This window comes from Aeromonas sp. FDAARGOS 1417 (genome assembly GCF_019046985.1).
Taxonomy (GTDB): domain Bacteria; phylum Pseudomonadota; class Gammaproteobacteria; order Enterobacterales; family Aeromonadaceae; genus Aeromonas; species Aeromonas veronii.
Window position 1 is genome coordinate 2,267,627 of the sequence record NZ_CP077221.1, and the last position, 25,622, is coordinate 2,293,248.

The 25,622-nt window shown below is 60.8% G+C and carries 26 protein-coding genes and 1 pseudogene; 13 read left to right on the top strand and 14 right to left on the bottom strand.

Going from position 1 to position 25,622, the window contains the following annotated elements; all coding sequences use genetic code 11:
* Nucleotides 1-45 precede the first annotated feature (45 nt).
* A complete protein-coding gene (locus I6L47_RS10165) occupies nt 46-2,148 on the bottom strand; it encodes a hypothetical protein (protein WP_216949261.1) in 2,103 nt (700 codons plus the stop codon).
* Between the two features lie 245 nt (nt 2,149-2,393).
* Between I6L47_RS10165 and I6L47_RS10170 the strand changes: the two genes are divergently transcribed.
* The 3 genes from I6L47_RS10170 (at nt 2,394) to I6L47_RS10180 (ending at nt 3,872) form a co-directional block, all read left to right on the top strand.
* Nucleotides 2,394-2,801, top strand: a complete 408-nt coding sequence (locus tag I6L47_RS10170; protein WP_088868509.1) for a hypothetical protein — start codon at nt 2,394-2,396, stop codon at nt 2,799-2,801.
* A 119-nt stretch (nt 2,802-2,920) separates the two neighbouring features.
* A complete protein-coding gene (locus I6L47_RS10175; RefSeq protein WP_216949262.1) occupies nt 2,921-3,340 on the top strand; it encodes a MauE/DoxX family redox-associated membrane protein in 420 nt (139 codons plus the stop codon).
* Nucleotides 3,341-3,344: 4 nt separating this feature from the next.
* Nucleotides 3,345-3,872 (top strand): rhodanese-like domain-containing protein, encoded by a 528-nt coding sequence (locus I6L47_RS10180; protein WP_101315599.1) that lies wholly within the window; start codon nt 3,345-3,347, stop codon nt 3,870-3,872.
* Between the two features lie 83 nt (nt 3,873-3,955).
* Here the strand turns inward: I6L47_RS10180 and I6L47_RS10185 are convergent, their stop codons facing one another.
* The 10 genes from I6L47_RS10185 to thpR form a co-directional block, all read right to left on the bottom strand.
* Nucleotides 3,956-5,320, bottom strand: a complete 1,365-nt coding sequence (locus tag I6L47_RS10185) for a cation:dicarboxylase symporter family transporter (RefSeq protein ID WP_367949205.1) — start codon at nt 5,318-5,320, stop codon at nt 3,956-3,958.
* A 151-nt stretch (nt 5,321-5,471) separates the two neighbouring features.
* Nucleotides 5,472-5,822 (bottom strand): putative quinol monooxygenase, encoded by a 351-nt coding sequence (locus I6L47_RS10190; RefSeq protein WP_005354654.1) that lies wholly within the window; start codon nt 5,820-5,822, stop codon nt 5,472-5,474.
* Nucleotides 5,823-5,846: 24 nt separating this feature from the next.
* Nucleotides 5,847-6,704 carry a pantoate--beta-alanine ligase gene (gene panC, locus I6L47_RS10195; protein ID WP_005335639.1) on the bottom strand — a complete coding sequence of 286 codons (858 nt, stop codon included), beginning with the start codon at nt 6,702-6,704 and terminating at the stop codon, nt 5,847-5,849.
* A 201-nt stretch (nt 6,705-6,905) separates the two neighbouring features.
* Nucleotides 6,906-7,700, bottom strand: coding sequence for a 3-methyl-2-oxobutanoate hydroxymethyltransferase (gene panB / locus I6L47_RS10200; RefSeq protein WP_005335640.1), 795 nt, complete (start codon nt 7,698-7,700; stop codon nt 6,906-6,908).
* Entirely contained in the window at nt 7,697-8,206 is a 510-nt protein-coding gene (gene folK / locus I6L47_RS10205) for a 2-amino-4-hydroxy-6-hydroxymethyldihydropteridine diphosphokinase (protein WP_005354659.1), read from the bottom strand. The genes panB and folK overlap by 4 nt, the downstream gene beginning before the upstream one ends.
* An 11-nt stretch (nt 8,207-8,217) precedes the next feature.
* Complete coding sequence (pcnB, locus tag I6L47_RS10210; protein WP_005335642.1) at nt 8,218-9,684, bottom strand: polynucleotide adenylyltransferase PcnB; 1,467 nt, start codon at nt 9,682-9,684, stop codon at nt 8,218-8,220.
* Nucleotides 9,685-9,852: 168 nt separating this feature from the next.
* On the bottom strand, nt 9,853-10,761 hold the full coding sequence (gene gluQRS / locus I6L47_RS10215; RefSeq protein ID WP_216949264.1) for a tRNA glutamyl-Q(34) synthetase GluQRS: 909 nt from the start codon (nt 10,759-10,761) through the stop codon (nt 9,853-9,855).
* A gap of 111 nt (nt 10,762-10,872) precedes the next feature.
* A complete protein-coding gene (gene dksA / locus I6L47_RS10220) occupies nt 10,873-11,322 on the bottom strand; it encodes an RNA polymerase-binding protein DksA (RefSeq protein WP_005335644.1) in 450 nt (149 codons plus the stop codon).
* A gap of 119 nt (nt 11,323-11,441) precedes the next feature.
* Complete coding sequence (gene sfsA / locus I6L47_RS10225) at nt 11,442-12,185, bottom strand: DNA/RNA nuclease SfsA (protein WP_216949265.1); 744 nt, start codon at nt 12,183-12,185, stop codon at nt 11,442-11,444.
* Nucleotides 12,182-12,724 (bottom strand): RNA 2',3'-cyclic phosphodiesterase, encoded by a 543-nt coding sequence (thpR, locus tag I6L47_RS10230; RefSeq protein WP_139436865.1) that lies wholly within the window; start codon nt 12,722-12,724, stop codon nt 12,182-12,184. Before thpR ends, sfsA begins: the two co-directional genes overlap by 4 nt.
* A gap of 177 nt (nt 12,725-12,901) precedes the next feature.
* Between thpR and hrpB the strand changes: the two genes are divergently transcribed.
* The 3 genes from hrpB (at nt 12,902) to I6L47_RS10245 (ending at nt 18,201) form a co-directional block, all read left to right on the top strand.
* Nucleotides 12,902-15,349 carry an ATP-dependent helicase HrpB gene (gene hrpB, locus I6L47_RS10235; protein ID WP_216949266.1) on the top strand — a complete coding sequence of 816 codons (2,448 nt, stop codon included), beginning with the start codon at nt 12,902-12,904 and terminating at the stop codon, nt 15,347-15,349.
* Nucleotides 15,350-15,422: 73 nt separating this feature from the next.
* Nucleotides 15,423-17,741, top strand: coding sequence for a penicillin-binding protein 1B (mrcB, locus tag I6L47_RS10240; RefSeq protein WP_042052390.1), 2,319 nt, complete (start codon nt 15,423-15,425; stop codon nt 17,739-17,741).
* 58 nt (nt 17,742-17,799) lie between these two features.
* Nucleotides 17,800-18,201, top strand: coding sequence for a VOC family protein (locus I6L47_RS10245; protein ID WP_139410338.1), 402 nt, complete (start codon nt 17,800-17,802; stop codon nt 18,199-18,201).
* A gap of 78 nt (nt 18,202-18,279) precedes the next feature.
* Here the strand turns inward: I6L47_RS10245 and I6L47_RS10250 are convergent.
* Together I6L47_RS10250 and I6L47_RS10255 are read right to left on the bottom strand one after the other, a co-directional pair.
* Nucleotides 18,280-18,599 (bottom strand): annotated as a pseudogene (locus tag I6L47_RS10250) (SMR family transporter).
* Entirely contained in the window at nt 18,596-18,982 is a 387-nt protein-coding gene (locus I6L47_RS10255) for a multidrug efflux SMR transporter (protein WP_005335660.1), read from the bottom strand. The pseudogene I6L47_RS10250 and the gene I6L47_RS10255 overlap by 4 nt, the downstream one beginning before the upstream one ends.
* Nucleotides 18,983-19,140: 158 nt before the next feature.
* Between I6L47_RS10255 and I6L47_RS10260 the strand changes: the two genes are divergently transcribed.
* The 3 genes from I6L47_RS10260 (at nt 19,141) to ppa (ending at nt 22,459) form a co-directional block, all read left to right on the top strand.
* On the top strand, nt 19,141-20,022 hold the full coding sequence (locus tag I6L47_RS10260; protein WP_216949267.1) for a LysR family transcriptional regulator: 882 nt from the start codon (nt 19,141-19,143) through the stop codon (nt 20,020-20,022).
* A 109-nt stretch (nt 20,023-20,131) separates the two neighbouring features.
* Entirely contained in the window at nt 20,132-21,712 is a 1,581-nt protein-coding gene (locus I6L47_RS10265; RefSeq protein ID WP_201939161.1) for a DUF3369 domain-containing protein, read from the top strand.
* Nucleotides 21,713-21,928: 216 nt separating this feature from the next.
* Entirely contained in the window at nt 21,929-22,459 is a 531-nt protein-coding gene (gene ppa, locus I6L47_RS10270) for an inorganic diphosphatase (protein ID WP_005335667.1), read from the top strand.
* Between the two features lie 29 nt (nt 22,460-22,488).
* On the opposite strand, the gene I6L47_RS10275 is transcribed toward ppa, so the two are convergent.
* Nucleotides 22,489-22,836: a hypothetical protein gene (locus I6L47_RS10275; RefSeq protein ID WP_110303535.1), complete on the bottom strand. Its 348-nt coding sequence runs from the start codon at nt 22,834-22,836 to the stop codon at nt 22,489-22,491.
* A 139-nt stretch (nt 22,837-22,975) separates the two neighbouring features.
* Here I6L47_RS10275 and I6L47_RS10280 point away from each other — a divergent pair, with 139 nt between their 5' ends.
* The 4 genes from I6L47_RS10280 (at nt 22,976) to I6L47_RS10295 (ending at nt 25,620) form a co-directional block, all read left to right on the top strand.
* The gene (locus I6L47_RS10280) at nt 22,976-23,866 is read left to right on the top strand and encodes a hypothetical protein (protein WP_216949268.1); all 891 of its coding nucleotides are present in this window, start codon (nt 22,976-22,978) and stop codon (nt 23,864-23,866) included.
* A gap of 220 nt (nt 23,867-24,086) precedes the next feature.
* Nucleotides 24,087-24,629, top strand: coding sequence for a YtfJ family protein (locus I6L47_RS10285; protein ID WP_005343253.1), 543 nt, complete (start codon nt 24,087-24,089; stop codon nt 24,627-24,629).
* A gap of 44 nt (nt 24,630-24,673) precedes the next feature.
* A complete protein-coding gene (locus I6L47_RS10290; RefSeq protein WP_199427620.1) occupies nt 24,674-24,973 on the top strand; it encodes a DUF2607 family protein in 300 nt (99 codons plus the stop codon).
* 32 nt (nt 24,974-25,005) lie between these two features.
* Nucleotides 25,006-25,620, top strand: coding sequence for a DUF2796 domain-containing protein (locus tag I6L47_RS10295; protein WP_216949269.1), 615 nt, complete (start codon nt 25,006-25,008; stop codon nt 25,618-25,620).
* Nucleotides 25,621-25,622: the final 2 nt, after the last annotated feature.

Sequence of the window (25,622 nt, forward strand, 5' to 3'; positions counted from 1 at the left end):
ACCTCGCGGTGCCCGTTTTCATTGTCCTGCCAGCCTCGGGATGACTTAGACCCGGATAGCGTGATCCTTTAGCAGCCGGGCGGTGAGCTCAAGCTTTTCGTTGCGCTCGGCAGCCCGCTCGGGAACCGTGACGCCCCCCAGCTCATCGACCCGCTCCTGACCGAAGGCATCGTCGATAGCCTGCGCCATGGCGGTTCGACCAGCAGCGAGCTCGGGATCGATCAGGCTCTCCTGCATCCGGATCCGGTTCTCACTGGCCGCCAGCTGCAGTTCCTCCAACTGGGTGGCGAGAGTGACAATCCGGTTATCGACCCGCTGGGCCAGTTCGAAGAGACGGTTTTCATTCCCTGCCGCCATCGCCAGTCCATCTAGCTGCTCCCCTTTGCGCTGATCAAAGTTGCTTACCGCACGAGCGGCCAGCTCCAGTGCATACGCCTTGGTTGCCATGGCGTTGACTCCGCCCTCCCAACCGACATCTGACCCCACCCCCAGTGTCACGCCAAGGGTAGTATGAAACTTGGCTCCCTGTGGCCCGAAAGCCGCAGTGGCACCGGCCGATGCACCTACACCCAGATTGGCGGAGGCGCGTACTTTGGCCGAAAGGCTATAGGCATCCGCATACTGACTCTTGAGCAGATTGAGCTGGGCACTCCCCTCTGCTTTCATACCAGCAAAGGCCGAGGCGTTGGCCGTCACGCTGACCACTGGCCCATTGGGCGTCATGATAGCCGCTGCACCGGCCTCCAGCTTGGCATTGGCTACCACCTCGGCCGAGCCTGCCAACTTGGCGTTAAGCAGGTTGCCGATAGTCCAGCTCCCCTCAACCGACAGCCCCAGCCTGCTCACCAGCTCGGCACTGGCCCCGATGCGCAGCAGACTAAGGTCATGGGGCCCCGGGGTGTAGCGCGATCCGTCGGTATCATTGACGATCTTGTTCACCGGATTGAACACCAATGAGCCCTCCGCCTTGCCAATCACCAGCTCGGCCTTGGCACTCGCCTTGTTCTCCTGGGTCAGAGCCACCTTGCCGGCAAACTCTCCTACCGGCGTATCGCGACGCCCCTCCCACTTGCCAATCTCGATCTTGGCGAAAGCCTCCACCAGCGCACTGGCACTGACCAGCCCGAGCCCGCCAAAGGCCTTCTGGCTCACGGGCTCACCCGGTTTCAGCTCCTTGCTGGCAGCAGAGAGAGGGCTCTTGAGCTCGGCCCGTACACCTCTCTGATAGTGCTTGCCTGATGCGCCCTCTCCCTGCCAGAGCGCCTTCTCCTGCGCCTCGCGCTCAAGCCACGGCTCATTCAGTCCATCCACCAGCGCGGTCAGCAGCTCGGTCCTGAGCAGGCCAATCTCCCCCTGCTTGCTCACCTGCTGCTGAATGCTGAGATCCAGAACCTCCTTGAGGTGGCCCAGCTCCAGCAACTGACTGTGGGTCAGCAGGATATCGCGACCATTCTCCTCGGCAGTGGCTTGCGGCTTGAGCTCACCCAGTGCAGGCAGAGCCTGACGCAAGGTCCCGCAAAACAGCTGCCACTCGTGGCTTGCTGCGACCTCTTCACGGGTCGGCGCCCGCTCCAGCCGCCGCGCCATCATCCCCTCACTCACCCCGAACATCAGATCGAGCCCCCCTTGCAGCTCCTGCTTGAACAGGTCGTTGGCCCCCTCCTGTTGCAGGCGAGCCAACTCGCTGCACCACTGGCGGATCTGCTGGTTACTCTCGATAGGCTGATTGACCCTCCCCTGTTCGTTGCAGACCCACGCCAGCTGGAATGAGGGAGGCTTGCCACCCTGTGCCAACGCCTGACGGCGGACAGCGATGTCATCGACCAGTTTTTGCAACACGGGATCCTGCTGACGGGAGCGGTTCTTGCCCGAGTCGATCCAGAACTGCAGCGCCTGTTCGATCTTCGCCAGCCCGGCCAGAGAAGGCGTTGGCTGGGCCTGGTAGTGCCGCACCGCCTGCTTGACTGCCTTGAGTTCCGGGCTCTGCCGATGGCCAATACCACGGCGGATCCCCCTATCGAACTCCCGGTTACCGGCATCCAGCAGCCGTAGTCTGGCGTTGCCAAGGCGAACAGTAGCAGGTGGAGTGGCATCAGAGCTTGTCTGCTGATGACGGCTTACATCAATATCCGGGGAGGCAATTTTCATGGCAAGAAACCTGCGTTGATGAGAGAGAAGATCCTCAGCGTACGCCGACCCCCCTTGTCACCCTGTCAGCGATGGTCCCGCTTTTTTAGGATTCGGACTGACCCGTAAAAGATGTCTGTCAGCTCACAATTTCGGCATGACCACTCGCCCCGCCGACCAAAAACGCTAAAAAAATGACGACAAGTGATAAGCAGCCACCGATCAGCCGCATAGGGTGTCACTCTCCCCCTGCCCGAGGTTTGGCCATGTATCACGCTCTCATCACCGCCCTGTACACACAACTTGGACTTCCGCTTCCGGTGGCCGGACAGACAGCCACCACCCTCGCCATCAACGACGAACTGGTGCTGACGCTGGCAGAGGATGAGGGCCATCTGGTGATCTATCTGCTGCTACCGGGCCACGCTATGCCAAACACGCCCCTGCTCAACCACCTTGGCGACGAGCCGGTGTTTCTGCTGGATCAAACCGAGCAGGGAGAGACCCTGATCTGGGCCCGCGAGTGGCTCGATCATCTGACAGTCGACAGCCTGCTGCTACTGCTCGAGCGGGCCATCGAGCTGGCTGCCGAACTGCTGACCCACCAGCACGACAGGGAGCAATCGACACAGCCACAGCATTCCGCCTCCACAACCGCCACCATCAGGGTCTAGCGCACTTATTCTGGTCACTACCCCGCAAAATCGAGATTTATCTTGTCCGGCATGGGTTTAGTCATTGCGGCTCAATCGGGAATTGTTAGAATTCACACCTCTCTATAAAGAGGTAGAACATGCCTGCGTTGTTGCGCATGCTGGCCAATCTGGCTCTGGGGGGATTCTTCCTCGCCTCTGCCGGGTTCAAGCTGGTCTCCCCCGCCCTGTTTGTCGAACAGATCGCGGCTTTCGGGCTGATCTGGCCGTCACTGCTCCCACCGGTGGCCTGGGGGCTGATCGCGCTGGAGCTCTGCGCCGGGCTTGCAGTCATCGCCAACCGGCGCTGGGGACTCTGGCTGGTGATCGGACTGCTCGCCCTGTTTATTCCGGTGTTGGGCTATGGCGTTGCCATCGGGCTCGACATCTCTTGCGGCTGTCTAGGCAGGGCTGACCTCAGCTCGTTGCCGGAGGCCATTGTGCGGGATCTGCTGCTACTGACGCTTGCGGGCGCCCTGCTGCGAACTTCCCGCCCCGTTTTTCCCGTTCTAAAGGAGTAGTGACATGATGACATTGCGATCCCGCACCCTGCTGGCCTCGCTGATCGCCGCCAGCTTTGCCCTCGGTGGCTGTGGCGACAACCAGTTCGAGCAGGAGGTGAAGCTGGAGCAGTCGGCGGTGCAGCTGGCGCAAGAGACACAGCAAGGGGGCTATCAGCTGCTGACCGTGGCCGAGCTGAAGACCCGGATGGACAAGGGCGAGGAGCTGGTGATCATCGACACCATGCCCTATGAGGACTCCTACAAGAAAGAGCACATCCCGGGCGCCAAGAACTTTGTCTTCGTGAAGGAGGCCAAGGCCGGTGACAACTGGAGCGAGATTGTCGAGGGGAGCGGCACGGCGGAGCAGTTCCAGGCGCTGTTGGGTGAAGACAAGTCCCGTCCTGTGGTGATCTACTGTGGCTTCGTCAAGTGCGGCCGCAGCCACAATGCCGCCGCCTGGGCGGTGACTCAGGGCTATCAGCAGGTCTATCGGGTGCCGGGCGGCATCTTCGCCTGGAAAGGCGCCGGTTACCCCGTCTCTGCCGAGTAACTGCGTCTGCCCACAAGGCAACACAGTCGATATGAAAGAAGCCCGCAACTGCGGGCTTCTTTCATATTGGGCAACACTCAGAGTTAACTGGCGGCCTGCGTCTGCACCGTCTCCACGTTGGCCAGCTGCTGCTTGCCCAGCAACCGTTTGGAGATCATCGCCGCCATGATGGAGCCGTTGACGTTGAGCGCGGTACGGCCCATATCCACCAGCGGCTCGATGGCGATCATCACCCCCACAAGCGCGATGGGGAAGTTGAGGGTGGAGAGCACGATCAGCGAGGCGAACGTCCCACCACCGCCGACGCCGGCCACCCCGATGGAGCCCAGAGCAATCACCGGCAGCAGAGTCAGCAGAAACAGGGGATCAAACGGGTTGATGCCAAGCATGGGGGCAATCATCGCTACCATCATGGCCGGATAGATGCCGGCGCAGCCGTTCTGGCCGAGGTTGGCACCGAACGAGGCGGCAAAGTTGGCGATGCTGGCGGGCACCCCAAGACGCTGCTGGGTCTCGATGCTGAGCGGGATGGAGGCGGCGCTGCTGCGGGAGATAAAAGCGAAGGTGAGCACGCCCCACACTTCCCGCAAATAGTGCAGCGGGTTCTGACCGATCAGCAGCAGGATCACCATGTGTACCGCAAACATCGCCAGAATGGCGACATAGCAGACCAGAATAAAACCAAGCAGGCTGAGGATCTCGCTAAGGGGATAGTGGGCAACCACCCGGGCGATCAGCGCCATCACCCCATAGGGGGTGAGTGCAATCACCACCCGCACCATCTTCATCACCCACAGTTGCAGGGTGTCGATGGCGACGGCGGCGCGAGCACCAGCCTGTGGATGCTCCGCCTTCAACTGCAGCAGGGCAACCCCCGCCAGCACGGTAAAGATCACCACGCCGATCACCGAGAGGCCGCGGCTACCCGCCATATCGGCGGCAAAGTTGGTGGGCACCAGCGAGAGCAGCAGGGCAGGCAGGGTCTGGGCACTGTCGATGGTGCTCATGCTCTGTTGCAGGGTGGCGCTGTCGCTACCGTGACTCAACAACCCGGCTGCCGTGAGACCGCTTAGGTGGGTGATGGTCATCCCCACCACACCGGCGATCATCACCAGGGTCAGCATGGAACCGATCAGCACGGCGCTGATCTTGCCGAGAGACTGGGCCTGCTCCAGCTTGTTGATGGCGGAGAGGATGGAGGTGAACACCAGCGGCATCATCACCACCTTGAGCAGGCTGACATAGCCACCGCCAACGATATTGACCCACTCCAGGGTCTGCTGAACGTCGGCATCATCGGCGCCCCACCCCAATTGCAGCGCCAGCCCGAACAGGGCGCCAAGCAGCAGACCCGCAAGCACCTTGCGCGAGAGCGGCAAACCGGTAGGCAACCGGGTGAGAGCAAAACAGAGCAGACAGAAAACAAGCGATGCAATCAGGACAAACATCATGAGTACCTGTAGCGGCCATCAGGCCAAAAGTGGATAGAAACGAAGGGAGATGCGGGCTGGGCCGCAGAACAAAACGCCGGGATGCAGGAGAGTGCAGGCGTGAAAAGCAGCGGACGCCCGAGGGGGCGTCCGCTGGCAATCGGGGGAATTACTTCTTTACGGGGGCGTCGTACTGTTCGGGTTCGTCGCTATAGACGCAGACATTCCACTTCGCGGCCAAACCATCTTCCGCCAGACAGTAACGCTCAAAGAACGCCTTGATTTCGGCGCGCTGGCAGTGCGCCTCGAAAGCCGCCATATCTTGCCAAATCTCGTTGAACACGATGGGAAAGCTTTCCCCCTCGGCAAACGGGCTCGCGATGTGGCGGGTTACCCGATATTGCAGGCAACCATCCTCACGCAGGGTGTTGGGCTCGAGCGCCTGCAGCACCTGAAACAGGGCTTGCTCCTGACCGGGTTTGGGCAGGAATTGGGCAATGCAGTAAACCTTCTTGGACATGGGGTCCTCCTGGTTGTGGCGGGCTCAGGCTTGCTGCAGCGTGACCACTTGATTGTCGATAAGGCGGGCCTTGCCAAGATAAGCAGCCATCAGGATCACCAGCTGCGCGCTCTCGTCTGTGGCTGATTCGAGGGTGGCGGCATCGACGATGTCGATGGCATCGGTACGAAAACCGGCGTTGTCGAGACGCTGGCTTGCCTGCGCCACCAGCGACGGCAGGTGATGGTCACCCGCTTCAATCTGCTCGGCGATCCAGTTCATGGTGCGCGCCAGCTCGGGGGCAATGGCACGCTCGGCGGCAGTCAGGTAGCCGTTGCGGGAAGAGAGTGCCAGCCCGTCTTCGGCCCGCACGGTGGGCACGCCGACGATCTCGATGGGCATCGCCATGTCGGCCACCATCTTGCGAATAAGCGCCAGCTGCTGGTAATCCTTCTGGCCAAAGCAGGCCACATCCGGCTGTACCAGATTGAACAGCTTGGTGACGACTGTGCTGACACCGCGGAAGTGACCCGGGCGCAGCGCCCCCTCCAGCAGATTGGAGAGACCCGGCACCTCGACGAAGGTCTGGCTGGCCAGCCCCTGCGGATACATGATCTCCGGGGTCGGGGTGAACACCATATCGACACCGGCCGCTTCCAGCGCAGCGCAATCCTGCTCCAGAGTGCGCGGATAGTTGGCGAGATCCTCGGCCTTGTCGAACTGCATCGGGTTGACGAAGATGCTGACCACCACCTTCTCGGCGTGGCTGTGCGCCTCTTTCACCAGCGTCAGGTGGCCCTGATGCAGATTGCCCATGGTGGGCACGAATGCGATGGCACGCCCTTCACGGCGCCATTGGCTGATCTGCTCACGCAGAACGACGGGATTATTTACGACCAACATCAGCAGTTCACCTTCCGATAAATCAAAAAGAGAGACGGGTTGCATCTACCGGTAGCGCTCGGGCGGGATGGGGCACGAACATGGCTATCAGCAGTTCACCTTTAGATGAATCAATAAGATACGGATTAGCTATACGGATTAGCTGTGCGAGGCTGAGAAGCAGAGACGGGGGCCGCAGCCCCCATCATGCAACCGCCAGGATCAGTTGAAGCAGTGCTCCGGGCCGGGGAAGCTCCCCTCGCTCACCTGCTGCACATAGAGGCGGATGGCGGCACGCACATCGCCGGTCTCGGCCAGGAAGTTCTTGGTGAACTTGGGCACATAGCCGGAGGTGACGCCAAAGGCATCGTGCATCACCAAAATCTGACCATCGGTCGCGGGGCCGGCACCAATGCCGATCACCGGGATGCGAAGCGCCTTGGTGATGCGCTCGGCCAGCGCAGTGGGCACACACTCGAGCACCAGCAGCTGAATACCGGCCGCTTGCAGTTCGAGGGCCTGACGGTAGATCTCCTGCGCCTGAAACTCGTCGCGCCCCTGCACCTTGAAGCCGCCAAAGACGTGAACGGATTGCGGAGTGAGGCCGAGGTGACCGCACACCGGCACCCCGTTGCGGGTGAGGTGGCGGATGGAGTCACACAGCCAGTCGCCCCCTTCCATCTTCACCATGCGGGCACCGGCCGCCATCAGGCGGGCAGCGTTCTGGTAAGTCTGCTCGGGGGTGGCGTAGCTCATGAACGGCATGTCGGCGACCACCAGTGCCTTGCTGGCACCGCGCGCCACACAGCGGGTGTGATAGACCATCTCATCCATGTTGACCGCCAGGGTATCCTGACCCCCTTGCAGCACCATGCCCAGTGAATCGCCAATAAGCAGCACGTGGGCGCCCTCATCGTCGAACAGCTTGGCAAAGGTGGCATCATAGGCGGTGATGGCGGTGAACTTTTGACCTTCCTGCTTCATCTTCAGCAGGCTGGCGGTGGTGATCTTGCTCATAGAGGCTCCTGTACGTCTGCACGCGGGGCAATGATGGCCAAATCATTGTGCGGGCAGCGGGCAACCAGTCGGGCGAGCGGGGTGCCGCAGGGCAGCACCAGAGCAGGCGCAATTTCGGCAAGGGGCAGCAGCACGAACTCCCGCTCCTTCATGCCGTAGTGGGGTACGATCAGGCGCTCATGGTTGATCACCTGATCCCCATAGAGCAGCAGGTCGAGATCCAGAGTTCTCGGCCCCCACCGCTCATCTTTGCGCACACGTCCCTGTTCCAGCTCGATTTTTTGTAGTTGATCCAGCAGCGCAAGGGGCGCGAGCCGGGTATTGAGCCGGGCCACGGCATTGACGTAGTCCGGTTGGTCAGCAGGCCCCATGGGGCGGCTGCTGTAAAACGACGAGGCCTCCACCAGCACAGATTCCGGCAACCTTGCCAACGCGGCAACGGCGCGACGAGCCTGACCCAGCGGATCAGACAGGTTGGAACCAATGGCGATGAAGACCTCGGTCATCACGTCTGTTGTCACTCGGCCACTTTCGGTTTGCGGCGACGGGGGCGACGGCGGTTACGGCTGTTGCTGCTGCGCTTCTCGCCATCGTGGCTGCGAGCCTCGCCGCGCTCACCGCTTGCCGGGCGACGGGTCGCTTCACGCTGCAGTTGCGGGCGTACATCCGGATTGGAGGCAACATAGCGCTCCCACCAGCTGGCCAACTCGCCGAGACCGCGCTCGACCCGGTTGCGCAGCAACAGGAAGTCGAACGCCGCGCGGAACTTGGGATGCTCCATGGCGCGCTCGGGGTGCTTGCCCTGACGACGGGTCAGCCGCTGTTGCAGTGCCCAGATGTCGCGGACATCTGTGGTGAAACGGCGGGGAACGGCGATGATCCGCACCTGATTGTCCAGCACCTCGTTGATCGCCAGCATGAAGGCGTCATACCAGGGCAGGCCGCTCTCGTTCTCCAGCACCCGACCACGGGCCTCGACGCAGCCCCACAGCAGGGTGGCATAGAGGAAGGCGGGGGTGACGCGCTTGTCTTCACGAACGCGGGTGTCTGTATCGATCAGCGCCTGCTCGATAAACTGCTCGTAGGGCGAGTTGCCGTGCGGGGTAAACAGCGCAGCCACTTGCGGGAAGAGCTGCTGGAACAGACCATACTCGCGCAGCAATTTGTAGGTCGCCAGACCGTCGCCAGCCAGGAACAGCTTGAGGGTCTCCTCAAACAGGCGGGCAGCCGGGATGTCTTGCAGCAGTGGCGCCAGCTCCTTGATAGGGGCGGCGGTACGCGGACTGATGGTCATATCCAGCTTGGCGGCAAAGCGCACGGCGCGCAGCATCCGCACCGGATCTTCACGATAACGGGTCTCGGGATCACCGATCAGCTCAAGCTTGCGCTCGGCCAGATCTTCCAGACCCCCTTCGAAATCGTGCAGAGTGAAATCCTTGGCGCTGTAGTAGAGGGCGTTGACGGTAAAGTCGCGGCGCTCGGCATCCTCTTCGATGGTGCCGTAGACGTTGTCGCGCAGCAGCATGCCTTCATCAGACTGGGCCGACACATGTTTGCTGGTATTGACCTGATGGTGGTGACCGCGGAAGGTGGCCACTTCGATCACGTCACGACCAAAGACAATGTGGGCCAGGCGGAAACGACGGCCAATCAGGCGGCAGTTGCTGAACAGCGCCTTGATCTGCTCCGGCGTCGCATCGGTTGCGATGTCGAAATCCTTGGGCGTCTTCCCGAGCAGCAGATCCCGGACTCCGCCGCCGACCAGGTAGGCTTCGTAGCCGCCCTTGTTCAGGCGATAGAGCACCTTGAGTGCATTCTCGCTGATCTCTTTGCGCGAAATAGGGTGCTGATCACGGCTTAAGGTACGACGTTGACCGGCGACACGGGCTGGAATGGGGGATTCCACCGACTGCTCGCCGTCTTCCTTGCCGAGCACCTTGCGGCAAAAGTTTGCGATCTGGGAAAAAATGGTACACCTCTTCATGACTTCTAAATTGACGGGAGGCCAAAAAATAGCGGCCTATGATAGCTCACGCCTAACCAAATGAAAAACCGTGCTGACAATTGATCCCGTTTGAAACGGATCATCCCGATAAAATCACAATCAACAGCGGCAATTTACGCTCAATCAAACAAAAATCACCTGGTCGACTCAGCAATCCGCGAGCGGGATCTTCTCGCTGGCTGGCACCCGTTCGAGCTGCCAGTTGGCGATGCCCCACCCGATGATCTCGTCGATCCGGCTCACCATCAGCTCGGGCGGCGGGCACTGGCCGAGGAAGTGCATCGCCTGCCACAGGGCAGGTCGCACCTCATCGAGCGCCAGGGCCGGCGCATGGTTCTGCTTGGAGAGCTTGTTGCCGTCGGCCAGCACCGCCAGCGGCAAATGCACCCAGTCAGGCACCGGCGCCCCCAGGGTCTGGTAGAGGGCAATCTGGCGCACCGTGGGCTCCAGCAGATCGGCGCCGCGCACTATCTCGGTGATGCCGCTGTCCATATCATCCACCACCACTGCCAGGTTGTAGGCATAGAGCCCGTCGCGGCGACGGATAATGAAATCCTCCTCGGCGAGCGCCGCCGGGACCGCGATATGGCCCTGCAAGCGATCATCGAAGTGGTAGACCGGATGGTGCTGGCGCAGCCGGGCCGCGCAACCTTCGGCCGCCAGCCCCAGCGTGCGGCAGTGGCCGCTGTAGAGACCGCCCGCGGCCATGATTTCGCGCCGGGTGCAGCGGCACCAGTAGAGGTCCCCCGCCCGATAGAGCTGGTCGATGATCTCGTCATAACGGCCGTGGCGCGCGCTCTGGAACATCACCTCCCCATCCCACTCGAGACCATATGCTTCAAGAGTCTTGAGGATCAGGGTCGCTGCCCCTGCCATCTCCCGCGGCGGATCGATATCTTCGATGCGCACCAGCCAACGTCCCTGCTGCGCTCTGGCCTGCAAAAAGCTGCCGAGGGCGGCGATCAGCGAACCGAAATGAAGCGGGCCTGAGGGTGAGGGGGCAAAACGGCCCACATAGGGGCGCACAAGGGGTGAGGACGGGGAATTCACTGGCATGACTGTTCGGGTAAGCGATTCATTGAGGCTGCATTCTGGGGCGCGACCGCCAAAAGCTCAATAAAAAAGGGAGCCCGCGAGCTCCCTTTTTCATATACCAGAGGGTCGGGATCAACCGGCCATCTGTTTTTCCTTGATCTCGGCCAGCGTCTTGCAATCGACACAGAGGTCGGCAGTCGGACGGGCTTCCAGACGACGGATACCGATCTCGATACCGCAGTGTTCGCAGTAACCGAAATCATCGTCTTCAAGCAGCTGCAAGGTCTTCTCGATCTTCTTGATCAGCTTGCGTTCACGGTCGCGGGTACGCAGTTCAAGAGCGAACTCTTCTTCTTGCGCGGCACGATCCACGGGATCCGGGAAGTTGGCTGCCTCGTCTTTCATATGGTCGACGGTACGATCAACTTCCTGCATCAGTTGGTTGCGCCAGGCACCCAGGATCTTGCGAAAATGCGCCTTTTGTTGGTCATTCATGTACTCCTCACCCGGCTTTTCCTGGTAAGGCGCGACACCCGCAATGGCCAGGGGGCCCAGAGATTTCCTGTTTTCGCCTGTTGGCATGCCCTGTCTCCTAATTCAGCACGCTACCCGTGCCATCCATAAATTGAGGGCGACATCTATAGCAGAAGGGTAACGGGTAAGCAAACGAGCCGTACCAATAATGTTACCCACTCCAATATTTATGCACTCCCCTCGGGTAACAGGTGACCAGATTCAAACGGGATAAACCCTTGAGCCACCATGCCTTGCACCCCAACATGGGGCCGATAGCATAAAATTTCAACCCCCGCCGCGATTGCCTGCTCAATTAGCAGACTATAGTGCGGATCTATATGGGTTGCAGGGCGCATCCGGCTTATTCCGGAGTGCAACACCATAAAGAGCAGCACGGCCCTGTGGCCCGCCGCTTTCATCGCCATCAACTCGCGCAAATGCTTGGCACCACGGGCGGTGACCGCATCGGGGAAGTAGCCCATGCCAGCCTCCTCCCGCTCGTCGAGCAGGGTGACCGATTTTACCTCGATGTAACAATTGCCCTTTTCGTCATCTTCCAGCAACAGATCGATGCGACTGTTCTCTTCGCCATACTTCACCTCGGTGCGCAACCGGCTGTAACCCGCCAGCGGAGCGATGGCCTCCTGCTCGATAAGCTCCCGGGCAATTTGGTTGGCGCGCGCCGTGTTGACGCAGATAAAGTGGCCCGCCGGGCTCTCGGCGATCTCCCAGCTGTTGGGCAGCTTGCGCTTGGGGTTATCGGAGGTGGAGTACCAGACCCGGGTGCCCGGATCGGCACAACCGGTCATGGCACCGGTATTGGCGCAATGGATGGTAATGACCTCGCCGTTATCGAGTTGCACATCGGCCAGAAAGCGCTTGTAGCGGGCCACCAGCTGGCCCGATTGCAGGGGGGGATCAAAAATCATGGGTTAGCCCTCCGCGCGTCTTCTTTTACCCGGGCGCGCAGCGGCCAGCAGGCAAGCGGCTCGTAGCGCACCCCGTCCGGGGTCGAGATGGATTGATAGAGGCAGAACTCATCGGCCTGCAGCAGAAAATTTGGGGCAGGCAGGATGGCAGGCGCCTCGACCGCCTTGCGCGACAGGGTGACATGGGGGCGATAACCCTGCTCGCCATTGCCAAGACGCAACTTCTCGCCGTGGCGGCGCAGCGCCTTTGCCAGCACGGTCAGCTCGTTGGGCCACTCCTTCGGGCCAATCCAGGCGGCCTTGGCCCGGCTGAACCAGCCGGTCTCATCCAGCCTGATGGAGAGCGGCGGACAGTGCTGGCGCTCTACGGCGGCGATCAGGCGGCGGGTGGTCAACTCGTCAGCCTCCCCCAGAAAGGCGAGGGTCAGGTGGAGGTTGGCTTGCGGCACCGGCTGACCGGGCCAGGGCAGCTGATCGCGCCAGGCGATGAGCTCGGGGGCGAGCTCCTTGACGGGCAGGGCAAAGAAGAGTTTGGCCATGTGGTGATAATGCCTTTTTCACGCTCATTGGATGGGCCCATTCTATGGCAGCCATCCGGCCATGTCTCGCGCCCTCCCGCCCGAGTAGCCATCTCCGCACATCCACTCACGGTGGTGCGGGTGGCTGTGGCAGAATAGGCGCCGTTTTACCGGTTGCCACAAAAGGTGCTCATCGCTTTGTCCCAGCTCCCCATCGTTTCGGTATTGCCCGAACTCTTTGCCGCCCTCGACAGCCACACCAGCGTGATCCTGCAGGCGCCCCCCGGCGCAGGCAAATCGACCCTGCTGCCGCTGGAGCTGGTGCGTCAGAACCGGCTGCACGGCCGCATCATCATGCTGGAACCAAGGCGCCTGGCTGCGCGCAATATCGCCACTTTTCTGGCCCGTCAGCTGGGGGAGAAGGTGGGCGAGCGCATCGGCCTGCGAGTGCGCGGCGAGAGCCGCACCAGCTCCGCGACCCGGCTCGAGATCGTCACCGAAGGGGTGCTGACCCGGATGTTGCAGCAAGACCCTGAGCTGAATGGCGTCTCGCTGGTGATCTTCGATGAGTTCCACGAACGCAGTCTGCACGCCGATACCGCATTGGCCTTCGCCATCGAGAGCCAGCAGGGATTGCGCGATGACCTCAAGCTCCTGGTGATGTCCGCAACCCTGGATGGCATGGCACTCGAGACCTTGTTGCCGGATGCCCCTGTGGTTCGCTCCGAGGGGCGTGGTTTCCCTATCGATTACCACTACCGCCCCGCCAATCGCCAGCAATGGCTGGAGCCGCAGGTCGGCGCCGTGGTACTCGAAGCGCTGGCCGCCCACCGCGGCAGCCTGCTGGTCTTTCTGCCCGGACAGGGTGAGATCGAGCGGTTGGCGCAGTGGTTGGCAGACAAACTGCCGGGCAACGTGACCCTCTCTCCCCTCTACGGCCGCCTCGATATGGCGGCGCAGCAGGCGGCCATCGAACCGGCACCTGCCGGCCGCCGTAAGCTGGTGCTCACCACCAATGTGGCGGAGACCTCCCTCACCATCGAAGGGATTTCGGTGGTGATCGACAGCGGGCTGGAACGACGGGCTTCCTTTGATCTGAAAAGCGGCGTCACCCGACTGGAGACCCGCCAGATAGCCAAATCCTCCGCCACCCAGCGGGCAGGCCGTGCTGGCCGTCTCGGCCCCGGTGTCTGCTACCGGCTCTGGAGCAGCGAGGTGCAGGAGCGACTCGCCGAGCAGAGCCCGCCAGATATCCTCACTCAGGAGCTGACCGGCCTGCTGCTGGACGCCGCCCAGTGGGGGGCAAAGGTGGAAGATCTGCCGCTGCTCGATATGCCTCCCGCGGCGGCCGTCGCTAGCGCCCAGCGGCTGCTGGTGGACCTTGGTGCCATGAAGCCGGAGGGTGAGCAACAACTCACTCCCGCTGGCCGTGCCATGGCCGCCTTCGGTACCCATCCCCGGCTCGCCCGCATGCTGCTGCGCGCCCGCGAGCTGGAAGCTGAAGGTCTGACAGGGATTGTCGCCGATGCCGCTTATCTGGTGGCGTTGCAGGAAGAAGATCTGCGAGGATCGGAGCGCCTCTCTGTGCTGTTCCACCGCCGTCAAAGTGCCCTGCGCCAGAGCGCGGCCCGCTGGTTTGAACGGCTTGGCGCCCGCCCTGCCAGTGCGCAGGGTCAGTGGCTGGGGCTGCTCTGCGCCCTCGCCTGGCCGGATCGCATCGGCAAACTGCGCAGCGGCAGTCGCTATCAACTCAGTGGTGGGGTGAGCTGCGATCTGGTAGAAGGTCATCCCTGTCAGGGACAAGGGGCCCTTATCGCCATCGAGATGGGGCAGAACGATCGCGGCAGCCGCATCTTTATCGCCGAACCGGTCGATCTGGACGAGCTGGTGCACCTGCTGCCGGAGCTGGTGAGCGAACGGCAGTGGTTCGACTGGGATGAGCGGGAAGAGCGAGTACGCGCCGAACGCCAGCAGGTGATCGGCGAGCTGGTGCTGAGCCAGCGACCGCTGACCGAACTCTCTGACGAGCAGAAAGGGCGCTGCCTGCTGCAAGGCATTCGCCGCAAGGGGCTGCATGTGTTGCCGTGGGACGAGAGCAGCGAAGGGCTGCTGGCCCGCCTGCGCTGCGCCCGCGACTGGCTGCCCGATGAGGGGTGGCCCGCGATGGATGACGAGAGCCTGCTGGCCACCCTCGAACAGTGGTTGCTGCCAGCGGTGAGCGGCATGACCCGGCTGGAGCAGTTGAAAAAGCTCAACCTCGGCGACATCCTGCGCCAATCCCTGCCCTGGCCGTTGCCCAAACGGCTGGACGAGGCGCTGCCGAGCCACTTTGCGGCACCGACCGGCAGCCGGGTACGGATCCGCTATCAGCCAGGGCAGGCACCGGTGATCCCAGTGCGCATTCAGGAGATGTTCGGGCAAGGCTCGACCCCCTGCGTGGCCGATGGCCGGGTGCCGCTGGTAGTGGAGCTGCTCTCCCCCGCCCAACGACCGCTGCAGATCACTGCCGATCTGGCCGCTTTCTGGGCTGGATCCTACGAGCAGGTGAAAAAAGAGATGAAGGGGCGCTATCCCCGCCACTACTGGCCGGATAATCCGCTGGAGGCGATGCCGACCAAAGTTACCAAAAAGAAGATGGGCATCTAGGTTCGACGGGTTAATCCCGCTCGGACGTTCGCGAATGCGACATAACAAGTAGAAAGGAAAGCAAAGAGGATTTATGGCAACCCAACGACGCAAGCGTGCCCCCAAGAAGGCAGCGCCCAAACGCACCATCTGGCGCAAGCTGTTCTGGCTTGGCTTCAAGCTCTCCCTGGTGGTGGCGGCCTTTATGGTGGTGTTTGGCATCTACCTCGATACCAAGGTGCGCGAGCGCTTCGATGGCGAGAAGTGGCAGCTGCCGGTGATGGTCTACAGCCGTCCGCTGGAGCTCTACCCCAGCCAGCGCCTGTCGCGGGACCAGATGCTGCGCGAGCTCAACATGCTGAGCTACAAGCAGGTGCGCCAACCTCACACGCCGGGTGAATACACCATCAACGGCAACCGCATCGAGCTGATTCGCCGTCCGTTCGAATTCTATGATGGCGCCGATGGAGCCCGCGGCCTGCGCCTCACCTTCAACGGCCCGCGCCTCGAGGGGATCCAGTCGCTGGAGAACCAGCGCCAGCTCGGTTACGCCCAGATGGACCCGGTGCTGCTCGATCGCCTCAATACCGAAGATCGGGAAGATCGCCTGCTGGTGCGTATCGCCGAAGTGCCCGACAGCCTGCTGGTGACCCTACTCACCACCGAAGATCGCGACTTCTACCAGCATGGCGGCGTCTCGCCGGTGGCCATCATGCGCGCCATGTTCGCCAACCTGATCGCGGGTCGCACCGTGCAGGGGGGCAGTACCCTGACCCAGCAGCTGGCCAAAAACTTCTTCCTGACCCGTGAGCGCAGCCTGTGGCGCAAACTGCAGGAAGCCTACATGGCTGTGCTGATCGACTATCGCTACAGCAAGGACGAGATCCTGGAGTCCTACCTCAACGAGGTCTATCTGGGGCAGAACTTCTCGCAAGGGGTCTACGGCTTCGGGCTTGCCTCCTACTTCTACTTCGGCATTCCGGTCAACGAGCTGGATATCGATCAGGTGGCCCTGCTGGTCGGTCTGGTGAAAGGCCCCTCCTATTACGACCCCTGGCGCTTCCCGGAGCGGGCCAAGACCCGCCGTGATCTGGTGCTGAAGCTGCTGATGGATCACGGCAGCTTGACCCAGGCCGAGTATGAACTGGCCAGCCGTCAGCCCCTCGGCATCATCGCTCGCGGCCAGATGAGTTATGGTCGCACCCCGGCTTTTATGGGACTGCTCAAGCGGGAGATCCAGAGCCGCTTCGGCGCCGATCTGCTCAAGCAGTCTGGCCTCAAGATCTTCACCAGCCTCGATCCCATCGCCCAGCATGCGGCCGAGCGAGCGGTCGAATCGGGCCTCGCCGATATCGAGAAGCTGCGCGGCAAGAAGAAGCTGGAGGCGGCCATGGTGGTCTCCGACTGGCACAAGGGTGAAGTCGTCGCGCTGGTCGGTGGCCGCGATCCCCGCTACGCCGGGTTCAACCGGGCGCTGGATGCCCGCCGCCAGATCGGCTCGCTGGTGAAACCGGCGGTCTACCTGACCGGTCTCTCAAACGGTCTGACCCTGGCGACTCCGCTCAAAGATCAGCCGATCCGCATTCGCGGTCAGGATGGTCAGGTCTGGACGCCGCAAAACTACGATCGCAAGTTCCGCCAGAGCGTGCCGCTGATGGATGCGTTGGCCAGCTCACTCAACGTGCCGACCGTCAATCTGGGTCTGCAGGTGGGGCTGGAGAAGGTAGTCGATACCCTGCACAAGCTGGGAGTCCAGCAGGAGATCCAGCCCTATCCGTCGCTGGTGCTGGGGGCGGTGGCCCTCTCCCCGCTGGAGGTGAACCAGATGTATCTGCCCATCGCCAATCAGGGACTGACCCAGCCGCTGTCGGCCATTCGCGCCGTGGTGAACGGAGATGGCAGCCTGCTCTATCAGCATGATCAGACCGCCAAGCGGGTCACCGACCAGCAAGCAAGCTGGCTGACCCTGTTCGCCATGACCAAGACGGTGAGTCAGGGCACAGCCCGCGCCCTCAGTGCCAAGTTCCCCGGCGCCACCATGGCGGCCAAGACAGGCACCACCAACGAGCTGCGCGACTCCTGGTTTGCCGGGATGGACAACAACGAACTGGTCAGTATCTGGGTCGGTCGCGACGACAACACCCCGGCGGGCTTGACCGGTGCCAGTGGTGCTCTGCAGCTCTTTAGCGGCTACATGAGCCAGCGCGGCGTCAACAGTCTGGGGCTGAAGATGCCGGAAGGGGTCACCTGGGCCAACTTCTCCCGCGCCAGCGGCACCCGCGTCACCAGCGACTGCCCGGGCAGCCTGCAGGTACCGGCCAAAGCCTCCACCATGGGCTCCCCGGCCGGTTGCGCAAGCAGTGCGACGCCACGCAGTGCGCTGGATGACTGGTTCGGCGGTTTCTTCAACTAGATCAACAACACGGGCAGCGCAGGCTGCCCGTTCACTATGCTGCTGACAAGGAAACACCATGACCTTTCCGCTGTTTGACGCCATCCACCATGTGGCCATCATCGCCAGCGATTACCCACGTTCGCGCCACTTCTACCACGAGGTGCTGGGGCTACCCATCATCGCCGAGACCCTGCGTGAGGCGCGCCAGTCGTGGAAACTGGATCTGGCCCTGCCGGACGGCAGCCAGCTGGAGCTGTTCAGCTTCCCCGCGCCTCCCGAACGTCCCTCCCGCCCCGAGGCGTGCGGCCTGCGCCATCTCGCCTTTCGGGTCAGCGATCTTGACCGGGTCATCGCCCACCTGCTGGCCCATCGGGTCGAGGTAGAGCCGGTACGGGTGGACGAGCTGACCGGCAAACGCTTTACCTTCTTCGCCGACCCCGACGGCCTGCCGCTGGAGCTCTACGAAGCGCCGCGCTGAGCCTGCATCGACCAAGCAATCAGCCAAACAAAAGCCGCCCGGTTGCTACCGGGCGGCTTTTTTTATTGCTTCAGGTTATCAGGCGGTAGTCAGCATAACGACAGCCAGCGCCATCACCATCATGCCAGCCCAGCCGATGGGCTTGAGCCGCTCACCGAAGAAGAGCAAACCACCCAGTGCCGTACCGACGATGCCGATAGCCCCCCAGGTGGCGTAGGCAACAGCCAGGTCAATCTGACCGCCACTTACCGCTTCCGAGAGCAGGGTAAAGGCGCCGAGTACCAGCATGATCCCCAGGAATCCCCCCCCTTGTAACGAAAACCCTTGGAGCGGTTGATGGCCATGTTGGCGCCGATATCGATCAGTGCGGCACCCAATACAATCACAAACGGACTCATGCTGTGGCCTCCGCTTCTACTGACTTGTCTGCGGGCTCATCATGGGTCTCCCCCATGGTCACCATAACAATCCCCACTATCGCGAGAGCCAGGCCAATCAGCTCCTGAACGGTCACATCGTAACCAAGGAACATGACCGACACTATGGTGATCAGGGTGATCCCGAGCCCCTCCCAGAGCGCAAACGCAATACCAATGGAGATTGTTTTGGCGGCTTTCGCCAGCAACCAGTACGAGAAGCCGATCAACAGCCACATCGGGATGTAATTCATCCAGCCAGCTCCCTGCTCGGGGATCATGGCCATGCTGGAGGTACCGGCGACCTCGGTCACGATGGCGCCGGTCAAAAACAGCCGGGCCAGAAACATACGACTTAATAACATATAAGATGCCTTTGTTGCTTCGACGGGAGAGATGGTAAACGGGGAGAAGCAACTCGCGACAATCGCTCAGCGTCGATTATTCCGACGCCACAGGTTTGCCTTGCATTGGTTCGGCACGCTAAGGTGATGGTGAAAAACTCCGCAACAGCCTGTAAAACATGAAGCTATATCAGATAGAACTCTTTGTAGAGTCAGCCAATAGCGGCTCTATTGCCAACACCGCCCGTCGCCTCGGCAAAAGCCGCAGCGCCGTCAGCACTGCCATCGCGGCGCTGGAAGTTGAGCTTGGCGTCGAACTTTTTGAACGAGGTGCCAATCAGAGTCGTCTGACCGAGATCGGCGAGCTGGTGCTTGATGATTGCACTCGCCTGCTGCAGGCAGCCAATAGCCTGCAGCAGAAGTGCAAACATTACGCCTCGGGGGCCGAAGTGGCGCTGCGGGTTGCCCGCGATGACGCCATTCCCGAGCCAGTATGGCGCGAGATGCTGGCCAGCCTGCACAATCAGTTTCCCGGTACCAGTATCTCGCTAGTGCTCGCCTCCCCACCCGAACTACCGGCGCTGGTGGAAGAGGGATTCGTCGATGCCGCTGTTGGCCTTATTACCGAAGATCAGGAGCGCAGCGGCCTCAATATCGACGTGCTCAACCCGATCCGCACCCTGATGGTGGTGGCACCCAGCCATCCGCTGGCCGGACTTAAGCGGGTCAAACAGCAGGATCTGACCGATCACACCCAGGTTACCCTCTCGTATGTAGATGAATTTTCGGTAAAAAGCCTGCTGCCAGTGGGTGGCAAGCATATTGGTCTCTCCAGCTTCGAGTTGATGCGCAATGCGGTGCTGGACGGCCTTGGCTGGGCGGTGCTCCCCTCGCCTCTGATCCAGAGCCAGCTGCGACAAGGCACCCTGCTGACCCTGAAACACAAGTTCAGCCTGCAGTGGCGCGATTACGGGGTCTATCTGGCGGAAAACGCCTATCACGGCAAGGTGTTGGCCTGGTTGAAGAAGTCGATCCAGGGGTATCTGGAACCTTTCGAGTAGCGATAAAGAGGCGGAGCCAGCTCACGATATCTACTTATCCTGATGATCCGAGCGGATGTGATCGTGCATACTGTTCACATACTCATTGAGCGCCGGAGGCGTAACCGATATGAGCAGTGCCCAAGACAAGGACGATATCTTGCTGGACGACGACATCATCGAACTCGATGATGAGGAGGTCGTGGTCCCCAAGGCACTCAACCCATGGCAAGTGCTGATCGTGGATGATGAGCCGGATATCCATCATGCCACCCGCCTGGCCCTCTCCAACATTCACTACAAATCCCGTCCGCTGGAGCTGCTCAATGCCTACAGCGGCGCCGAAGCTGGCCGCATGCTGGAGGCCAATCCCAGGATTGCGCTGATCCTGCTCGATGTGGTGATGGAGACCGAAGACGCAGGTCTGCGGCTGGTGCACCGGATCCGTAACGAAATGCACAACTCGCTGGTGCGGATCGTGCTGCGTACCGGCCAACCCGGCCAAGCCCCAGAGCAGCGGGTGATCCTCGATTACGACATCAATGACTACAAGACCAAGACCGAACTGACGGTACAAAAGCTCTACACCACCGTCATCGCATCCCTGCGCTCATACGAAACCCTCAGTGCCATCGACAAGAGCCGTCAGGGGCTCGGCAAAATTCTGGAAGGGGCGGGCGATCTCTACCATCTTCATTCACTCAAGGAGTTTGCCTCCGGCGTGCTGAAACAGATCAGCGCCATTCTCGATGTGGGCACCGAAGGGGCCATCTGCGCCGAGCGCCGTCCCGGCGAACAGGGGCTGGAGATCCTCGCCGCCACCGGCGACTACGAGACTCTGCTGGATGATGGCAAGATCACCGACTTCCCCACCCTCAATGACTCGGTTCTGAAGGCACTGGCGGCGCGCAGCAACCGCTTTGAACACCCGCAGGACTCCCTCTATATCGCCGCTCAGAATGGTCGCGAGTTCGTGTTGAGTTTTACCCCGACCCAGCCTCTCGATCCCCTCGAATGCGATCTGCTGGATGTCTTCTGCCAGCGCATCTCGGCGGCCTACGACAACCTCTATCTCTACAACCAGTTGCTGCGCGCCCAAGAGGCCACCGTGGTGGCACTGGCGGCGCTGGCGGAGTTTCGCGACTCCGATACCGGCGAGCATGTCTTGCGGGTACAGAAGCTCTCGGATGCCATCGTGGCCGAATTGAAGAAGATGGCGGCCTATCCTGAGCAGCTGACCCCGGAGTTTGTCGAGATGATCGGCATGGCCTCCATCCTGCACGATGTGGGCAAGGTGGGCACCCCGGACCATATCCTGCACAAGCCGGGGCGTTTCGACCCGGAAGAGCGGGCCATCATGGAGCAGCACGCCGGTATCGGCGCCAATATCCTGCACAAGGCGGGTGAAATGGTGGAGGGAACCAGCTACCTCTCTCTCGGCGCCGAAATCGCTCGGGGCCACCATGAACACTTCGATGGCAAGGGCTACCCGCAGCAGCTGGCTGGTCAGCAGATCCCGCTGTCGGCGCGGATTGTGGCGGTAGTCGATGTATTCGATGCCCTGCTCAGCAAGCGCCCCTACAAGGAGCCTTGGACGCTGGCGCAGACCATGGAGTATATCCAGTCCCGCTCCGGCACCCAGTTTGACCCTCATGTAGTGACAGCCCTGTCGCGACTGGTCAACGAGTCGAGACTCCCCTACTCGCTCTGACCCCCTTTGCTCGCAACTCCACATGCCCTGCCGGTGACCAAGGTCAGCGGCAGGGCATCAAAACAGCCATTTTGTTGCATCCCGCACACATCAAAGTGCCGCAAAGCGGAAACATCCCCCTTCTTTGTTAGCGATATCCGCTGAAATATGGTCATTTAACATCACATCGCTATAATATCGGCCTGCAAACCTGATACTAACAACGAAGGAATTATCATGAGCCTGAACCTGGTACCGGCCGGCAAGAGCCTGCCCGACGATATCTATGTCATCATCGAAATCCCGCAGAATGCCGACCCGATCAAATACGAAGTCGACAAGGACAGCGGTGCTATTTTCGTCGATCGCTTCATGTCTACCCCGATGTTCTATCCGTGTAACTACGGCTACGTGAACGCGACCCTCTCTCTGGATGGTGACCCCGTCGACGTACTGGTTCCGACCCCCTACCCGCTGCTGGCCGGTTCCGTCATTCGCTGCCGCCCGGTTGGCGTGCTGAAGATGACCGACGAATCTGGCGAAGATGCCAAGATCGTTGCTGTACCGCACTCCAAGCTGACCAAGCAGTACGACCACATCCAGGATGTGAACGATCTGCCGGAACTGCTGAAAGCCCAGATCCAGCACTTCTTCGAGCGCTACAAAGAGCTGGAAGCGGGCAAATGGGTCAAGGTGGAAGGTTGGGGCGACAAGGCCGCTGCCGAAGCCGAGATCAAGACCTCTGCCGAGCGTTACGCTGCCAAGTAAGCGTCACTCGGTTTGTAAAAAAAGGCGCCTTATGGCGCCTTTTTTGTCGGTGTTTGCGGCAGCTGACCGGTCGCATCTCCAGCAGGATTACCCTGAATGTATATTTCACGACCATCTTTTTGGTAGGGACGATAGTAATCACCGCCACAGCGATAGCCGCCGCCCGGCTGGCTCATCAGCTCGCAGTTGACCGGCAATACCTCCAACCACTTGATGGCCTGCTGGTAGCGCAGCCACTCCTGCCATTCGTGTTCGCGCGCCAACTGATCGCGCAGGGCAAAGGTATCCGCAACGGACATCCCCTTGTTAACGATCACCTGACCCGCCATGGCTGGCAGGCTGAGCAACCCAGACAGCACTATGATCCAAGGCTTCATAACCCCTCCAGAGTGACTTAATTTCACAATTAAATTAAAAGTCACATCAATCTGTTATCCAGATCACAAAACGAAACATCACCAAAGTGGTGCCGGCTCACCTAGTTGTTAATTATCGTCCACGGCAGGAAGCACCACCATGAAGCTGACCCCCGCGCTGTTGCTCAGCCTCACTCTCTACACCACCCTTGGCGCCACAAGCAACGCCAGCGAGATCAACATGAGCTGGCAGTGGCAATCCACCGATGGCCAGCGCAAGCACTTCCAGCTGACCACCGACGATCAGGTGATGGCCGCCAGTCGCCACGAGATGAGCCTGCTGAAGGCCTCTCTCACCAATCCGCTGGAGACCCTTTACGCCTACATCAGCCCGCGGCTCTACAACAGCATCAACCTGATCAATCAGAGCAGCCCCGAGACAGCTACCAAATTTCGCAATCTGGAGCAGGCCTTCACCCTGCGGGACGACAGCATGGAGTCGATGCTGTTTTGGCAAGCCTACCAGCAGTATCAGGAGGATGCCTTCTACCAGATGAGGGTGATCCCCTGCGTCCATCCTGCCAATCGCAAACTGCCTTGCGTACGCCCCGATTACTCCCAGCTCTTCTACCACTTCAAGGGGCATCTCAAGCCGCTGGCGCAGCAGTTTGCCGCCAAGGATCTCGCCACCAGCGTCAGCCTGATGCAGGAGTGGCTAAACGCCATCCCCACCCAGCCGGAGCAGCTGGATCACTTCGCGCCGCCGCTGCAGGCACTGCAAGATAACAAGGCCGACAGCGATGAGAAGGCTCTGCTGATGGCAAGCCTGCTGGCAGAGCTGGCCCCGCAATATGTGCTCAGCATCATCTATCCGGATATCAGCATCGGCAGCGTCTCCCCAGCCTGGTTGGCCATTACGGCAGACAGTGGCGTGCCCGGTGATGTGGTGGTGATCAACAATCAGCGCCATGTGTTGCTGACCGGCTCGTCCCTGCTGGCCCAGCAGATGACCATGGCCAAGATCCCCCTCATCAGCGAGTCGCTCTACTGACGCAGACAGCTCAGACCAGCAGCCAATTCATTGATTTTTATCGATGTCATGCCATCCTAGCCGCCCTTGCCAGCCAACAACCTGACTGGCGGGGCGCCGACGCTTCTGAATTGCGATCTTATTTAACACTTTTTAAACAGATCCGATCAGTTTAGGATGAAGCTCGCCCATTCCCTCAATCCGAAACTCGTTATAACATAACAAATGGAGTGTCATCAGGATGAAACATCTCGTACTTACTTTGGCGCTGCTGCCATCTCTGGTCTTTGCTCACAACTTCAAGGATGGCAACCCGGTGCCGCTGGTCAATGTCAGCGACAAGGGTGAGCTGGTACTGAACGGCAAGGATATCGGCTACCAGCCGTGGCAGAGCACCTCGCTCACCGGCAAGGTGTTTCTGATCCAGCATATTGCCGGTCGCTCCAGTGCCAAGGAGCTGAACGCCCCGATGATCGAGGCGATCAAGGCCGCCAAGTTGCCGCAAGACAAGTACCAGACCGTTACCGTCATCAACAGCAATGACGCCATCTGGGGCACCTCCGGCTTCGTGAAGAGCAGTGCCGAGGACAGCAAGAAAGAGTTCCCCTGGTCCGCCATGGTGCTGGATGCCAAGGGCATGGCGCGCAACGCCTGGGATCTGACGCCGGAAAGCTCGGCGATCATCCTGCTGGATAAAGAGGGCAAGGTGCTGTTTGCCAAAGATGGCCAGCTCGATGCCAACAACATTGCTACCGTGATGGGGCTCATCAAGTCCCATCTCTAAGTCAGAGAGAAAGGGCGCTGATGGCGCCCTTTCCATAAGGGTCTATGGGTCGTATCAAGCTGAAAATCTGGATCTTGCTGCTGGGCTGGTTATGGCTGCAGCCTGCCCTTGCCCGGCACCAGTTTGAATCTGCCCTGCCCGGCCACGACGACCATCACTGCCTGGTCTGCGCCCTCCATCTGGATGGCAAACAGGTCATCACCGCTACCCCCTATTGTTTCCCCGGTTCGACCTCTGTTCTGCCCGCAGTTGCAACCATGCAACGCTCGGCAGATACCGCCACGCTTCACAGCTATGCCATCCGTGCGCCGCCCGCCTCTGTTTTTATCTATCCCTTTGTTTAAGTTCACTATTTGTTTTGAAAAAAGGATTAAAGATGAAAGCAGTTACTCTGTTGCTGGCCGCAGCGGCCTTTGGCGCACACGCAAATCACGACGAACACGAGAGCCACAGCCACGGCGCCCACGAGCATGGCCACGGCCACCTCAATCTGGTGGTCGATGGCGACCAGTTGATGATCGAACTGCAGGCACCCGCAGCCGATCTGGTGGGCTTCGAGCACGCCGCCAAGAGCGATGAAGAGAAGGCGCAGTATGCCAAGGCGGTCGCCCGCCTCCAGCAGCCTGACGCCCTGTTCCGCTTCGACCCGACCGCTGGCTGCAAACTGACCCAGCAGGAGCTGCAAGCCGCCAAAGAAGAGCATGATCACGATCACGACCATGACCATGACCATGACCATGACCATGACCATGACCATGACAAGGCTGCCAGCGACAAACATGAAGACCAGCATAATCATGACGAAGCGGGTCACGCCGATATGGGCGCCATGTACACCTACACCTGCGCCACGCCAGCCAAACTGACCGGCCTTGAGGCGACCCTGTTCAGCGTCTATCCGAGCCTTGAGAAGCTGAGCGTGCAGGGGATCCTGCCCACCGGCCAGACCGCTGGCGAGCTGACCCCGTCCGCCAACAAGCTGAGCTGGTAACG

What these genes read in the sequence shown, in the direction of transcription:
- I6L47_RS10165 (WP_216949261.1), bottom strand. Translation starts at nt 2,148, where the DNA reads ATGAAAATTGCCTCCCCGGATATTGATGTAAGCCGTCATCAGCAGACA.
- I6L47_RS10170 (WP_088868509.1), top strand. Translation starts at nt 2,394, where the DNA reads ATGTATCACGCTCTCATCACCGCCCTGTACACACAACTTGGACTTCCG.
- I6L47_RS10175 (WP_216949262.1), top strand. Translation starts at nt 2,921, where the DNA reads ATGCCTGCGTTGTTGCGCATGCTGGCCAATCTGGCTCTGGGGGGATTC.
- I6L47_RS10180 (WP_101315599.1), top strand. Translation starts at nt 3,345, where the DNA reads ATGATGACATTGCGATCCCGCACCCTGCTGGCCTCGCTGATCGCCGCC.
- I6L47_RS10185 (WP_367949205.1), bottom strand. Translation starts at nt 5,320, where the DNA reads ATGTTTGTCCTGATTGCATCGCTTGTTTTCTGTCTGCTCTGTTTTGCT.
- I6L47_RS10190 (WP_005354654.1), bottom strand. Translation starts at nt 5,822, where the DNA reads ATGTCCAAGAAGGTTTACTGCATTGCCCAATTCCTGCCCAAACCCGGT.
- panC (WP_005335639.1), bottom strand. Translation starts at nt 6,704, where the DNA reads ATGTTGGTCGTAAATAATCCCGTCGTTCTGCGTGAGCAGATCAGCCAA.
- panB (WP_005335640.1), bottom strand. Translation starts at nt 7,700, where the DNA reads ATGAGCAAGATCACCACCGCCAGCCTGCTGAAGATGAAGCAGGAAGGT.
- folK (WP_005354659.1), bottom strand. Translation starts at nt 8,206, where the DNA reads ATGACCGAGGTCTTCATCGCCATTGGTTCCAACCTGTCTGATCCGCTG.
- pcnB (WP_005335642.1), bottom strand. Translation starts at nt 9,684, where the DNA reads ATGAAGAGGTGTACCATTTTTTCCCAGATCGCAAACTTTTGCCGCAAG.
- gluQRS (WP_216949264.1), bottom strand. Translation starts at nt 10,761, where the DNA reads ATGCCAGTGAATTCCCCGTCCTCACCCCTTGTGCGCCCCTATGTGGGC.
- dksA (WP_005335644.1), bottom strand. Translation starts at nt 11,322, where the DNA reads ATGCCAACAGGCGAAAACAGGAAATCTCTGGGCCCCCTGGCCATTGCG.
- sfsA (WP_216949265.1), bottom strand. Translation starts at nt 12,185, where the DNA reads ATGATTTTTGATCCCCCCCTGCAATCGGGCCAGCTGGTGGCCCGCTAC.
- thpR (WP_139436865.1), bottom strand. Translation starts at nt 12,724, where the DNA reads ATGGCCAAACTCTTCTTTGCCCTGCCCGTCAAGGAGCTCGCCCCCGAG.
- mrcB (WP_042052390.1), top strand. Translation starts at nt 15,423, where the DNA reads ATGGCAACCCAACGACGCAAGCGTGCCCCCAAGAAGGCAGCGCCCAAA.
- I6L47_RS10245 (WP_139410338.1), top strand. Translation starts at nt 17,800, where the DNA reads ATGACCTTTCCGCTGTTTGACGCCATCCACCATGTGGCCATCATCGCC.
- I6L47_RS10255 (WP_005335660.1), bottom strand. Translation starts at nt 18,982, where the DNA reads ATGTTATTAAGTCGTATGTTTCTGGCCCGGCTGTTTTTGACCGGCGCC.
- I6L47_RS10260 (WP_216949267.1), top strand. Translation starts at nt 19,141, where the DNA reads ATGAAGCTATATCAGATAGAACTCTTTGTAGAGTCAGCCAATAGCGGC.
- I6L47_RS10265 (WP_201939161.1), top strand. Translation starts at nt 20,132, where the DNA reads ATGAGCAGTGCCCAAGACAAGGACGATATCTTGCTGGACGACGACATC.
- ppa (WP_005335667.1), top strand. Translation starts at nt 21,929, where the DNA reads ATGAGCCTGAACCTGGTACCGGCCGGCAAGAGCCTGCCCGACGATATC.
- I6L47_RS10275 (WP_110303535.1), bottom strand. Translation starts at nt 22,836, where the DNA reads ATGAAGCCTTGGATCATAGTGCTGTCTGGGTTGCTCAGCCTGCCAGCC.
- I6L47_RS10280 (WP_216949268.1), top strand. Translation starts at nt 22,976, where the DNA reads ATGAAGCTGACCCCCGCGCTGTTGCTCAGCCTCACTCTCTACACCACC.
- I6L47_RS10285 (WP_005343253.1), top strand. Translation starts at nt 24,087, where the DNA reads ATGAAACATCTCGTACTTACTTTGGCGCTGCTGCCATCTCTGGTCTTT.
- I6L47_RS10290 (WP_199427620.1), top strand. Translation starts at nt 24,674, where the DNA reads ATGGGTCGTATCAAGCTGAAAATCTGGATCTTGCTGCTGGGCTGGTTA.
- I6L47_RS10295 (WP_216949269.1), top strand. Translation starts at nt 25,006, where the DNA reads ATGAAAGCAGTTACTCTGTTGCTGGCCGCAGCGGCCTTTGGCGCACAC.